This window comes from Spirillospora sp. NPDC127506, from assembly GCF_040302145.1.
Classification (GTDB): Bacteria; Actinomycetota; Actinomycetes; order Streptosporangiales; family Streptosporangiaceae; genus Spirillospora.
This window is the reverse complement of sequence record NZ_JBEORG010000056.1, coordinates 23,168-35,452: the sequence shown is the minus strand read 5'-3', so window position 1 is coordinate 35,452 and position 12,285 is coordinate 23,168. Positions and strand designations below refer to the sequence as shown.

Below are 12,285 nucleotides of genomic sequence, written 5' to 3'. Positions count from 1 at the left end.
GGTGGCGATGGCGGCGCTGTTGCCGATCGGGGTGCCGAGGAGCAGGCCGCGGATCGTCTCCATGATGGGGGTGAACGGCTGGTATTCGGCGAGCCGGGCGACGGCGGCGATGACGGCGTGCGTGTGCCGGGCCGTGCGCGACTTGGCGGACGCCCGGGTGCGGGTGGGCGCCTTCGCGACCGGCGCGGTCCGGACGCCGGAGATCGCCCCGGTGGCGGACGTCCCGCCGTGGGCTCCGGCGCCGACCGGCCCGACGGCGAAGCCGAGCAGGCCCAGCACGACGACGAGCAGCCGGGCGCAGGGCAGGAGGGGATGCCGCGAGTCGCGCATTCCGCCCTCCCTGCTCGCCGGGGCCCGCCGTGCGTCCGGTCGTCCAGGCCAACCTAGCCCACGTTCTCCGGACCGGAGACGTCCTTCCCTTTACACCGGCCGCAACACGGATGCCCATTGCCGTCAAGTTACCCGGCGTGACATTGCCATTACCCGCACGGCCGCATACGGCCTTACCAGCAGACACTGGATGGTGTCCCGATCCGGCCAGATCGAGATCGGCCGCCATCCATTGCCGGGCGGTTCAACGCGAATTACTTTCGCGTATGCCCACCCCGAACCGGACAGAGGAGTATCCGGTGGCACGTATCAGACAGACCGCGATCGTCGGAACCGCCGCACTGGCCGTCCTCGCCGCGGGGGTCGCCCCCGCGTACGCCGCGGGCACGACCATCCGCAAGGGCTCGGCCACGGCCGACGCCTACTCCGGCAACGTCCAGGCCTCCCTGCTCGGCACCGCGACGGTCTCCACGTCGATCGGCAGCGGGTCCTGCAGCGAGTCGACGATGACCGGCTCCATCAACAGCGACGGCACCGGCCTCACCATCGACAGCGCGAACTTCAGCGGGACCGGCGGCGGACCCTGCTCCGGCAGCGTCAGCTCGACGATCCAGACGCAGAACCTGCCCTGGACGGGCGGCGACGTCGTCTACGACTCCGGTCACACCGGCGGCCGCGACGCGGCCGTCACGATCAGGAACTTCAGCGTCAAGGCCACCGTGAACATCTTCGGCGGCATCACCTGCGTGTACGGCGGCAACCTCACCGCCAACGGCTTCAACGGCGACAACGCCGCGCGCCCCGTCACGAGCAGCAGCGACGCCCAGGTCGGCGTGCAGAACGCCACCGTCAGCAAGACCGGCGGCAGCTTCTTCTGCCCGGGCACCGCCACCGTCAGCGCCACCTACGCGCTGCGCGGCGAGACCAACGCCGGCTCCGGCACCTTCGACCAGGCCCTGTACGTCACGGACTGATCGGAAGAACGCTCCCAGAGAACCGCTCCCACATTCGCTCCCACCAAGGACACGCTCCCAACACGTGCTCCCATGAGAAGCGGGCCGCCCCCTGTGCGCGGGGGCGGCCCGCAGCGGTCTCGTCCGCGGGACGGCCCGAGGTCAGCAGCCGACGAGCTGCGCCGCGAGGAACGCCTCCACCTGGCTGATCGAGATGCGCTCCTGGCTCATCGAGTCGCGCTCCCGGACGGTGACGGCCTCGTCCTCCAGGGTGTCGAAGTCGACGGTGACGCAGAACGGCGTGCCGATCTCGTCCTGGCGGCGGTAGCGGCGGCCGATGGCGCCCGCGTCGTCGAACTCCACGTTCCAGTTGCGGCGCAGCACCGCGGCGAGGTCGCGGGCCTTCGGCGACAGGTCGGCGTTGCGCGACAGCGGCAGCACCGCGACCTTGACCGGAGCGAGCCGCCGGTCGAGGCGCATGACGGTGCGCTTCTCCATCTTGCCCTTGGCGTTGGGCGCCTCGTCCTCGGCGTAGGCGTCCATCATGAACGTGAGCGTGCAGCGGTCGACGCCCGCCGCGGGCTCGATCACGTACGGGGTGTACCGCTCGCCGGACTCCTGGTCGAAGAACGACAGGTCGGCGCCGGACGCCTTGGAGTGCGTCGTCAGGTCGAAGTCGGTGCGGTTGGCGATGCCCTCAAGCTCGCCCCACTCGCTGCCGACGAAATCGAACCGGTACTCCACGTCGACGGTGCGCTTGGAGTAGTGCGACAGCTTCTCCTGCGGGTGCTCGTAGAGCCGCAGGTTCTCCTTGCGGATGCCGAGGTCGACGTACCACTGCATGCGCTCGTCGATCCAGTACTGGTGCCATTCCTCGTCGCTGCCCGGCTTGACGAAGAACTCCATCTCCATCTGCTCGAACTCGCGGGTCCGGAAGATGAAGTTGCCGGGCGTGATCTCGTTGCGGAACGACTTGCCGATCTGCCCGATGCCGAACGGCACCTTGCGGCGCGCGGACTGCTGGACGTTCAGGTAGTTGATGAAGATGCCCTGCGCGGTCTCCGGCCGCAGGTAGGCGAGGCCGGACTCGTCCTCGACCGGGCCGAGGTAGGTCTTGAGCAGCCCGTTGAACATCTTCGGCTCGGTGAAGGAGCCCTTGACGCCGCAGTTCGGGCAGCTGATGTCGGCCAGGCCGTTCGCCGGCGGGCGGCCGTGCTTCTCCTCGTAGGCCTCCTCCAGGTGGTCGGCCCGGAAGCGCTTGTGGCAGGACTGGCACTCGGTGAGCGGGTCGACGAACGCCTGGACGTGGCCGCTGGCCTCCCAGACCTCGCGCGCCAGGATGACGCACGAGTCGAGGCCGACGATGTCCTCGCGGCCCTGCACCATGGACTTCCACCACTGGCGCTTGACGTTGTTCTTCAGCTCCACGCCGAGCGGCCCGTAGTCCCAGGAGGCGCGGAGCCCGCCGTAGATCTCGCTCGACGGGTAGACCAGGCCCCGCCGCTTGGCGAGGTTGACGATCGTGTCCAGCACATCGGAACGGCGTGCCATCTAATCTTCTCCATCCGGCTGGCGGTCGGCGGGACAGTGAGTGCGCCGCCGGACCCCGCGGAAGCGGCGGGCGGCGGCGAGTGTGATCCCCGGTGGTAGCCCCGGCGCGGTCGTCGCCGGCGCCGGAGAGCATTCCCCAGCTTAGGGCACACGAGCGGTGCGGAAGGCGCTAGTGAACACGTCCGTCCACGATGTTGCTGTCGATGGTGAGCGTGACGCCGCCGTGCTTCTCCTTGTGGCCGCCCCGGTACTGCTTGATGCGGCGGTGCGGGGACCACCAGCGGTCCGGCAGGTACGGGTCCTTGTAGACCGAGGCCCTCCCGTTCCAGTTGGCGAACCAGACGCAGGCGGGCTTGCTGATGCCGGTGGCCCGTCCGACGTCCCGGATGCCGGACTTGGCGCTGCTGTAGAGGCACGGGACGTAGCCCTCGTCCGCCAGCTGCTTCACCCATCGGTCGACGAACCGCAGGACGGCGGCCTTGCACGCCTTCTTCCCGCTGTCGTACGCCTCCATGTCGAAGTAGAGCGGCGCGCCCTCCGGGATGCCGAGCGCGCCGGCCCTGCGCGCGGCGTCCACGGCGGCCTTCGCGCCCTGCGCGGCGGCGTTCTTGCGGGTGAAGCGCTGCGGGCGGCTGCCGCACGGCGCCTGCAGGCCGACGTAGGTGGGCGTGATCCGGTACCCCATCGCGCGGACCCGCCGCACCCAGGACGCGGTGAGGTTGGGCTGCGCGCAGCCCCGCGCCGCGCCGCCGATGTAGATGTTGGTGACCTTGAAGGACGGCCGCCACGCCTTCATCGTCGCGAGCGACGGCGCCGTGCACGTGTCGAATCCCTTGCCGCGCACCCAGGGGCGGTCCGGGGCGGCGTCCCGCGGCGAGCCGGCGGCGGGGGCGTCCCGGCGGACGTCCGGCTCCGGCGCGGCCGCGGGCGGGCGGGGCGCCGCGGTCCACTTCGCGGAGAGCCGGGCGCCGCGCAGCACCCGCTGGAGCCGGCCCGGGTCCTTCCCGTACACGCCGGTGATCGCGACCCCGGCCTCGGGGAGGGTGAGCCGCGTCTCGTGCTCGGCGTTCGGCGCGATGGTGAGGGCGGCGAGCCTGTCGGCGTGCACGACGGTCCGGGCGCCGCGGCCGTCTCCGGCGGGCTCGATGTGCAGGGCCTCGGTGCGGCCGACGACGCGGGCCGGGCAGTCGGGCTGCGGCCCGGGCCGCCCCAGGTAGACGGCGTGCCGGTCGTAGCGGACGCAGCGGGCCGGGTCGGCGTCGAGCCGGTGGACCCGCCAGCCCGCCGGGACGGGGACGCGCAGCCCCCGGTACTCGACGACGCGCGGACCCGCGGCACCGGCGGGCCTCGCTCCGGTCAGCGCGGCCGCGGGGCGTGCCGCGAGCCGCGCGCCGTCCGCCCCGAGGACGGCGAGGACGGGAGCGACCGCCGCCGCCCCGGAGAGAAGACTGGACAGGACGGTGTGGCGCATCGCATCTCCCCCCGGCGACCGAGTGATCGTGCAGGGGCAAAGATGACCATGGTCGGCGCGGCCGAAACCGGGCCGGGGCGCTTCTTGCCCTGCGGTTGCCCCGCTCCTGAATCAGGCGGGCCCGGCCGAGCTGACGACCTCGTAGGCGCCGGGCTCGTCCACGGCCATGACGGCGAGCGGCATGAACTGGAGCCGGATCTCGTAGGCGCCGAGCGCCCGCCGGTAGTGCCCGGCGCCGTCCCACTCGGTGACGAGCGCCCACAGACCCGGGTCGTCGACGGTCCGGGCGAGGCGTCCGGAGCGGAATCCGGGGCTCGCGGACAGCGCCGCCAGCACCGCGTCCATCCGCTCGGCGAAGCCCGCGGCCTCCTCGTCCGGGACCCGGTACCGGGTTATCGCGATCATCCGTCCATCCTGGCAGCGGGCGCTCCGCGTCCGGTCTCCGGGTCGGCGTCGCGCGCCGCGGGGCCGGGCGCCCCCTCCCGAGGATGGAGCGCACTCGGTTACGTTGGGGCCCGTGGAGACGAAGGATGAGCGTCCCGGCGGCCTGCGGGCCGCCATCGAGCGGCGGAGCGCGGCCCCAGTGGTGTTCCTGCACCGGCTGCCGCGGTGGGTCCTGCTCGTCGCGGTGTTCGTGTTGCTGGTGATCGGCATGGCCGGGACGGGCTGGGTCGCCGCGGCCGGGCTGCTGGTGCTCGCCGCCGCGCTGGGCTGGTTCGCCTACCTCAACTGGCCCGCGCTCGACGGCTCGGGACGGCTGCTGCGGATCGTCGCGCTGGCGGTCCTGACCGCTTTCGCCCTGGGACGCGGCATCGGACGGTTTTGACAACCGTTTTCATCTTCGTCCATAATCGCCGTGTGTCCCGCCTCCGCTCCCTTCGCGCCCTCCCGGCGGCCGCCCTGGCACTGGCCGGGCTCGCCGCGGGGACGACGGGCTGCGCCGGCGCGCAGGCCCGCGTCCCGCCGGGCAAGACCGCGGTGGTCGCGTCGTTCTACCCGATGGCGTGGCTGGCCGAGCGGGTCGGCGGGGACGACGTCTTCGTCCGGACGCTCACCCGGCCCGGAACCGAGCCGCACGACCTGGAGCTGACGGCCCGGCAGGTCGCCGACATCGAGGACGCCGACCTCGCCGTCTACGTCGGGGGCGTCCAGCCCGCCGTGGACGACGCCGTGGCCGAGCACGCCCGGGGCAGGTCGCTGGACGCCGCCTCGCTCGTGCGGACGCTGCCGCCGCCGGGCGAGACCGACGACCACGAGGCGCACGACGGCGTCCGCCACCGCGAGGCGCCCTACGACCCGCACATCTGGCTCGACCCGAGCCGCATGGCCGCCGTCGCGACCGCGCTCGGCGACCGGCTGGCCGCCGCCGACCCCGGCCGGGCGCCCGGCTACCGGCGGCGCGCCGCGGCCGCCGCCGGCGAGCTGACCCGCCTCGACCGCGCCTTCCGGGACGGCCTGCGGACGTGCGCGCGCCGGGAGATCATCACCGCGCACGCGGCGTTCGGCTACCTGGCGGACCGCTACGGGCTGCGGCAGCTCCCGGTGTCGGGGGTCGACCCGTCCGGCGGGCCGTCCCCCCGGCGGCTGGCCGAGCTGACGCGGACGATCTCGGCGACCGGCGCGACGACGGTCTTCACCGAGACGCTGGTCAGCCCGAAGACCGCCGAGGCGCTGGCCCGCGAGGCCGGTGTGCGGACCGCCGTGCTCGACCCCGCGGAGGGCGTCGGGGACGGCTCGTCCGACGACTACATGACGATCATGCAACGGAACCTGCGGACCCTGCGTCCCGCCCTGGAGTGCTCATGAACCGCCCCGCTTCGGACACGCGCGAGGAGGACGCGCCCGAGCAGGCCCCGCCGCCGTTCGCGATGGCCGGCGGGACGGTCCGCCGCGACGGCCGCGAGATCCTCGCCGGCGTCGACCTGCGGGTGGCGGCGGGCGAGGTGCTGGCGATCCTCGGGCCGAACGGCGCGGGAAAGTCGACGCTGGTCAAGGCGCTGCTCGGGCTGGTCCCGCTGTCCGCCGGCCGGACCCTGATCTACGGCGAGCCGCCCGCCCGGTTCCGCGGATGGCACCGGATCGGGTACGTCCCGCAGCGGCTCCCGCTCGGCGGCGGCGTCCCGGCGACCGTCCGGGAGGTCGTGGCGTCCGGGCGGGTGGCGCGGCGGTCGCGCTGGCTGCCCGCCCTCGGCGCCGGCCGGGCGGCCGACCGCGCCGCCGTCGACCGCGCCCTGCGGACCGTCGGGCTCGCCGAGCGGGCCCGCGACTCGGCGCACCTGCTGTCCGGCGGCCAGCAGCAGCGGGTGCTGATCGCCCGCGCCCTCGCCGGCGAGCCCGACGTGCTCGTGCTGGACGAGCCGACCGCCGGCGTGGACGCGCGCAACCAGGCGGCGCTCGCCGCCGCCCTGCACGACCTGGCCGGAGCCGGGCGCACGGTGGTCCTGGTGGCGCACGAGCTGGGCCCGGTGGAACCGCTCGTCACCCGCACGATCGAACTCGGCCACGGCCGCGTCGTCCGCGAGGCGGCCCGCGAGACCCTGGGGAGGACCGCGTGAGCGAGATGCTGCAGTACGACTTCATGCGCGTCGCCCTGGTGATGGCGGTGCTGATCGGGCTGACCGCGCCGGCCGTGGGCACGTTCATGGTGCAGCGCAGGCTGTCGCTGCTCGGCGACGGCATCGGGCACATCGCGCTGACCGGCATCGGGCTGGGGCTGCTCACCGGCGCCTCCCCCGTGCTCGGCGCGCTGGCGGTGTCGGTGCTCGGCGCGGTGGCGATCGAGCTGCTGCGGGCCCGCAGCCGCAGCGGCGGGGACGTCGCGCTCGCGCTGCTGTTCTACGGCGGCCTCGCGGGCGGCGTGATCCTCACCAACGCCAACGGCGGGGGGTCGGCGACCCTGCAGTCCTACCTGTTCGGCTCGATCAGCAGCGTGACGGCGGCCGACCTGTACGTGGTCGCGGGGCTCGCCGCCGCCGTCCTCGCGATCATCGCGCTGTTCGGCCGCGAGCTGTTCCTGCTGTGCCAGGACGAGGAGGTGGCGCGCGCGGCGGGCCTGCCCGTCCGGTTCCTCAGCGTGCTGATCGCCGCGACCGCCGCCGTCACCGTGGTGATCTCGATGCGCGCGATCGGGCTGCTGCTGGTCAGCGCGCTGATGATCGTCCCGGTCGCGGCGGCGCAGCAGCTCGCCCGCGGCTTCTGGGGGACGATGGCGGCCGCGATGGGGATCGGGGTGCTGTCGGCCGTTTCGGGCCTCGCCGGGTCCTTCGAGTACGATCTGCCTCCAGGCCCCTCGATCGTGCTGCTGGCGCTCGCGGCGTTCGCGGCCGCGGTCGCCGGGGGCTCGGTGGTGCGCCGCAGGCGCGCCCGCGCCGGCGCGGCGGGCGACGCCGTCCCCGCCGGAACCGGCGCGGAGGCGCGCGTGGATGCCGAGGCGGAGGTGCTTGGGGGATGACGACGGCCCGCCGGGACGCGGTACGGCAGGTGCTGGCCGGCTGCGAAGGGTTCCGCAGCGCGCAGGACATCTACGCCGACCTGCGCGCCGACGGCTCCAAGATCGGCCTGACCACCGTCTACCGGGCGCTGCAGGCGCTCAGCGACGCCGGCGAGGTCGACGTGCTGCGCACCGACGAGGGCGAGGCCGTCTACCGCGCCTGCCGCACCGAGGAGCACCACCACCACCTGGTCTGCCGCGACTGCGGCCGGACGATCGAGGTCGAGGGACCGGCCGTGGAGCGCTGGGCGGACGCGATCGCCGCCGAGCACGGCTTCACCGGCATAACGCACACCGTCGAGGTCTTCGGCACGTGCCCGGACTGCCCGGCCGAGCCCCGCTGACCGGCGCGTAAAGCCCCGGTAAAATCCGGCAAGACTCGCACTTCACACGCCGCGTAGGCAATCCTTGGCAAATTGTGACATCTACTTGCGAGTAGCCCTATGTCATAAATGTCCCGTCGCCACGGCAGGCCCGACGGCGGGCCCCCGGGGGTGCGTGGCGCCCGCACGAGAGGGCGTACATGACAAGACGGGCGTTCACCAGCCGAAGAACCGTGCTCCTGGCTTCGGCGACCCTGCTCGCGACCGCCGGCACCGCGGTGCCCGCGTCCGCACGGCAGGCGCCGTCCCCGCCGACCCCGCGGCAGGCCGCCGAGCGCGCGCTCCACGCGCTCACCGCGCGCGCTCCCGAAGTCCGCGCCGGGACCGGCCAGGCGTTCCACGTCGTCCGGGTCAGCATGGACCGGGACGGCACCTCCCACACCCGGATGACGCGCACCTACAACGGCCTGCCGGTGCTCGGCGGCGACGTCGTCGTCCACCAGTCCGCCGCCGGCGCCTGGCGCGGCAGCAGCGGCACGCTCGCGAAGGCTCCCGCCGACTCCAGCCCCGAGGTCTCCGCCAAGACCGCCCAGAAGCGCGCCGTCACCAAGCACCGCAAGGCCGAGGGCTCCCCCGCGCTGGTGGTGGAGGCGCGCACCGCCGACCACAAGCCGCGCCTCGCCTGGCGCATCCAGACCGTCGGCACGCAGGCCGACGGGACGCCGAGCCGCGTCTTCACCTCCGTGGACGCCGCGACCGGCAAGGTCCTGCTGCGCGAGGAGACCGTCCGCACCGAGGCGGGCGACGGCAAGTCGCTCTACACCGGGACGGTCCCGCTGAACACCACCAAGTCCGGCAGCACCTACCAGCTGAAGGACCCGTCGCGCGGCAACACCTACACCGGCGACGCCGAGAACCAGACCGACCTCTGCTTCCTCATCTGGTGCTTCCGGCGCGCCCCCGCCACGCTGTTCACCGACGCCGACAACCACTGGGGCAGCGGCACCACGTCCGACCGCGCCACCGTCGCCGTCGACGCCCAGTTCGGCACCGACATGACGTGGGACTTCTACAAGAACGTCTTCGGCCGCACCGGCATCGCCGGCGACGGCAAGGGGTCGTTCAACCGCGTCCACTACGGCAACGGCTACGCCAACGCGTTCTGGGACGACTCGTGCTTCTGCATGACCTACGGCGACGGTGACGGCTCCGACCTCGGCCCGCTCACGTCCCTGGACGTGGCCGCGCACGAGATGAGCCACGGCGTCACCAGCTCGACCGCGAACCTCACCTACTCCGGGGAGTCCGGCGGGCTGAACGAGGCGACGTCCGACATCATGGCCGCCGCCGTCGAGTTCTACGCGAACAACCCGAACGACGTCGGCGACTACCTGGTCGGCGAGGAGGTCGTCCTGCCCGGCTTCGGCAAGGCCGCGCTGCGGTTCATGGACCGGCCGAGCCGCGACGGCAACTCCCCCGACGCCTGGTCGTCCAGCACCAAGAACCTCGACGTCCACTACTCCTCGGGCGTCGCGAACCACTTCTTCTACCTGCTGTCCGAGGGCAGCGGCGCCAAGACGATCAACGGCGTCTCCTACAACAGCCCCACGTCCAACGGCTCCACGATCACCGGCATCGGCCGGGACGCCGCCACGAAGATCTGGTACCGGGCGCTGACCACGTACATGACGTCCTCGACCAACTACCAGGGCGCGCGCACCGCGACCCTGAACGCGGCCAGGGACCTCTACGGCGCGGGCAGCACCCAGTACAACACCGTGGCCGCCGCCTGGTCCGCGGTGAACGTCAACTAGAGACCCCTGTTCCGGGGACCGCCCCGCGTCCGCGTTCCGATGTGCCGCGCGGACGCGGGGCTCTCCCGTGCCGGTGATCCACGTGCCGGTGATCCACGTGTTGGCGATCCGCGAAGTCCGGCCATGGTGAAGAATCGGGGCATGGCTACGACACGCACCGCAAACGCGCACTGGGAAGGCTCGCTCATCGAGGGCCAGGGGACCGTCTCGCTGGACTCCTCGAAGCTCGGCACGTACGACGTGACCTGGGCATCGCGGTCCGAGGAGCCGGGCGGCCGGACGAGCCCGGAGGAGCTCATCGCCGCCGCGCACTCCACCTGCTTCTCGATGGCGCTCTCGCACGCCCTCGCCGGCGCCGGGTCGCCCCCCGAGAAGGTGGACACCAAGGCCGAGGTCACCTTCCAGCCGGGCGAGGGCATCACCGGCGTCCACCTGACCGTCCGGGCGAGCGTCCCCGGACTGTCCGCCGCCGACTTCGAGAAGTTCGCCCAGGACGCCAAGGCCGGCTGCCCGGTCAGCAAGGCCCTGGCGGGCACCACCATCACCCTCGACGCCGCCCTCGCCTGAGGACCGGCGCCCGAGGACCGGCGGCGTCCGGGCGCCGGCACCCGGCGCCCGGACGTCAGCCGGCCGCGGCCGGCTCCACGGGATTCGGGATCGCGCCGCCGTACCGGCGGTCCCGCGAGGCGTAGATCTCGCACGCGTGCCACAGGTGGCGGCGGTCGAAGTCCGGCCAGAGCGTGTCGAGGAACACCATCTCGGCGTAGGCCGACTGCCAGAGCAGGAAGTTGGACGTGCGCTGCTCCCCCGACGAGCGCAGGAACAGGTCGACGTCCGGGATGCCGGGCTCGTCCAGGTAGCGGGCGAAGACCTTCTCGTTGATCCGGTCGGGATTGAGCCTGCCGTCGCGGACGTCGCGGGCGATCGCCGCGGCGGCGTCCGCGATCTCGGCCCGGCCGCCGTAGTTCACGCAGAACTGCAGGGTGAGGACGTCGTTGTCGCGCGTCATCTCCTCGGCCGTCTCCAGCTCCTTGATGACGCTGCGCCACAGCCGCGGCCGCCGGCCGGCCCAGCGGACGCGGACGCCCATCGAGTGGAGCTGGTCGCGGCGCCGGCGGATCACGTCGCGGTTGAAGCCCATGAGGAAGCGGACCTCGTCCGGGGAGCGCTTCCAGTTCTCGGTGGAGAACGCGTACGCCGACAGGTAGGGGACGCCCAGCTCGATCGCACCCATGATGACGTCGAAGAGGGAGTCCTCCCCGCGCTTGTGCCCCTCGGTGCGCGGCAGCCCGCGCTCCTTCGCCCAGCGGCCGTTGCCGTCCATGACGATCGCGACGTGCCGCGGCACCAGCTCCGCGGGGATCGCGGGCGGGACGGCGCCGTCCCGGTGCGGCTCAGGCGGCGATACGGCCCTGGTCAAACTCGCTCCCTGTCGGTGTCGTCGGTGTGCTCGTCCCGCTCCACGTGCCGGAGCGAGCGGATCCCGTGCTCCAGGTGCCACTGGAGGTAGGCGGCGACGAGGCCGCTGGCCTCCGCCCGGTGGCGCTGCTCGCTGCCGTCGGCGTACGCCCAGTCGCCGCGCAGCAGCGCCAGCATCAGCGCGAACGTCGGCGGCGCCGGGGTCGCCGCGCCCGGCTGCCGGCAGTTCGCGCAGACCGCGCCGCCCGCCGCGATGGCGAACCCGCGCAGCCCGCCGCGGGTGCCGCAGCGGCAGCACTCGTCCAGCGCGGGCGCCCAGCCGGCGACCGACAGCGAGCGCAGCAGGAACGCGTCCAGCACGAGCCGGGGGTCGTGGCCCCGCTCGGCCAGCGTGCGCAGCCCGCCGACCAGCAGCAGGAACTGCCGCAGCGCGGGCTCGCCCTCCTCGCTCGTCAGCTTCTCCGCCGTCTCCAGCATCGCCGTCCCCGCCGTGTAGCGGGGGTAGTCGGCGACGAGGGCCTCCCCGTAGGGACGGATCGTCTCGGCCTGGGTGATCAGGTCGAGGGAGCGCCGCTCGTACAGCTGGAGGTCCACGTGCGTGAACGGCTCCAGCCGCGCCCCGAAACGGGATTTGGTCTTGCGCACCCCCTTGGCCGCGGCGCGGATCCGGCCGGTCCGCCGGGTCAGCACCGTCACGATGCGATCGGCCTCGCCCAGCTTCTGGGTGCGCAGCACGATGCCTTCGTCGCGGTAGAGGGTCACCCGTTCATTCTGACGCACGCCGCCGTGTGCCTCGGCGCCGCGGCCCGGCATCTCCCCAGGATCTGCACAAGTCACCCGGCCGGTATCACTGCGCCGCACAACGATCACGTACCGTGATCGGATTCGGCCGACACGGCGTGCCGAAAGTTGTGGCCTGAACCACAGCGAGGTG

At 73.0% G+C, this 12,285-nt stretch carries 13 protein-coding genes and 1 pseudogene; 8 read left to right on the top strand and 6 right to left on the bottom strand.

Annotated elements, in window-relative coordinates; all coding sequences use genetic code 11:
• Positions 1-330 (bottom strand): annotated as a pseudogene (locus ABTW95_RS32480) (hypothetical protein); the annotation flags it as partial.
• Between the two features lie 299 nt (positions 331-629).
• Between ABTW95_RS32480 and ABTW95_RS32475 the strand changes: the two are divergent.
• Positions 630-1,304, top strand: a complete 675-nt coding sequence (locus ABTW95_RS32475) for a hypothetical protein (RefSeq protein WP_396445167.1) — start codon at positions 630-632, stop codon at positions 1,302-1,304.
• Positions 1,305-1,445: 141 nt separating this feature from the next.
• Here ABTW95_RS32475 and ABTW95_RS32470 read toward each other — a convergent pair whose 3' ends face one another.
• The 3 genes from ABTW95_RS32470 to ABTW95_RS32460 all read right to left on the bottom strand — a co-directional run bounded on the left by ABTW95_RS32470 (position 1,446) and on the right by ABTW95_RS32460 (position 4,710).
• The gene (locus ABTW95_RS32470) at positions 1,446-2,834 is read right to left on the bottom strand and encodes a glycine--tRNA ligase (protein ID WP_396445168.1); all 1,389 of its coding nucleotides are present in this window, start codon (positions 2,832-2,834) and stop codon (positions 1,446-1,448) included.
• A gap of 169 nt (positions 2,835-3,003) precedes the next feature.
• A complete protein-coding gene (locus ABTW95_RS32465) occupies positions 3,004-4,305 on the bottom strand; it encodes a DUF1906 domain-containing protein (RefSeq protein WP_500228290.1) in 1,302 nt (433 codons plus the stop codon).
• 111 nt (positions 4,306-4,416) lie between these two features.
• A complete protein-coding gene (locus ABTW95_RS32460; protein ID WP_500228289.1) occupies positions 4,417-4,710 on the bottom strand; it encodes an antibiotic biosynthesis monooxygenase family protein in 294 nt (97 codons plus the stop codon).
• A 112-nt stretch (positions 4,711-4,822) separates the two neighbouring features.
• Here ABTW95_RS32460 and ABTW95_RS32455 point away from each other — a divergent pair, with 112 nt between their 5' ends.
• From ABTW95_RS32455 to ABTW95_RS32425, 7 genes are all read left to right on the top strand, one after another.
• Positions 4,823-5,131 carry a DUF6703 family protein gene (locus ABTW95_RS32455; RefSeq protein ID WP_396445171.1) on the top strand — a complete coding sequence of 103 codons (309 nt, stop codon included), beginning with the start codon at positions 4,823-4,825 and terminating at the stop codon, positions 5,129-5,131.
• 32 nt (positions 5,132-5,163) lie between these two features.
• Positions 5,164-6,111, top strand: coding sequence for a metal ABC transporter substrate-binding protein (locus ABTW95_RS32450; protein ID WP_500228288.1), 948 nt, complete (start codon positions 5,164-5,166; stop codon positions 6,109-6,111).
• Positions 6,108-6,860, top strand: coding sequence for a metal ABC transporter ATP-binding protein (locus ABTW95_RS32445; RefSeq protein ID WP_396445173.1), 753 nt, complete (start codon positions 6,108-6,110; stop codon positions 6,858-6,860). Before ABTW95_RS32450 ends, ABTW95_RS32445 begins: the two co-directional genes overlap by 4 nt.
• Positions 6,857-7,756, top strand: coding sequence for a metal ABC transporter permease (locus tag ABTW95_RS32440; protein ID WP_396445174.1), 900 nt, complete (start codon positions 6,857-6,859; stop codon positions 7,754-7,756). The genes ABTW95_RS32445 and ABTW95_RS32440 overlap by 4 nt, the downstream gene beginning before the upstream one ends.
• Positions 7,753-8,139: a Fur family transcriptional regulator gene (locus ABTW95_RS32435; RefSeq protein ID WP_396445175.1), complete on the top strand. Its 387-nt coding sequence runs from the start codon at positions 7,753-7,755 to the stop codon at positions 8,137-8,139. Before ABTW95_RS32440 ends, ABTW95_RS32435 begins: the two co-directional genes overlap by 4 nt.
• Positions 8,140-8,351: 212 nt before the next feature.
• Positions 8,352-9,932 carry a M4 family metallopeptidase gene (locus ABTW95_RS32430; RefSeq protein ID WP_396445176.1) on the top strand — a complete coding sequence of 527 codons (1,581 nt, stop codon included), beginning with the start codon at positions 8,352-8,354 and terminating at the stop codon, positions 9,930-9,932.
• Positions 9,933-10,073: 141 nt separating this feature from the next.
• Positions 10,074-10,499 (top strand): OsmC family protein, encoded by a 426-nt coding sequence (locus ABTW95_RS32425; RefSeq protein ID WP_396445177.1) that lies wholly within the window; start codon positions 10,074-10,076, stop codon positions 10,497-10,499.
• A gap of 55 nt (positions 10,500-10,554) precedes the next feature.
• On the opposite strand, the gene ABTW95_RS32420 is transcribed toward ABTW95_RS32425, so the two are convergent.
• Positions 10,555-11,352, bottom strand: a complete 798-nt coding sequence (locus ABTW95_RS32420; RefSeq protein WP_396445178.1) for an isoprenyl transferase — start codon at positions 11,350-11,352, stop codon at positions 10,555-10,557.
• Positions 11,349-12,113, bottom strand: a complete 765-nt coding sequence (recO, locus tag ABTW95_RS32415) for a DNA repair protein RecO (RefSeq protein ID WP_396445179.1) — start codon at positions 12,111-12,113, stop codon at positions 11,349-11,351. The genes ABTW95_RS32420 and recO overlap by 4 nt, the downstream gene beginning before the upstream one ends.
• Positions 12,114-12,285 lie beyond the last annotated feature (172 nt).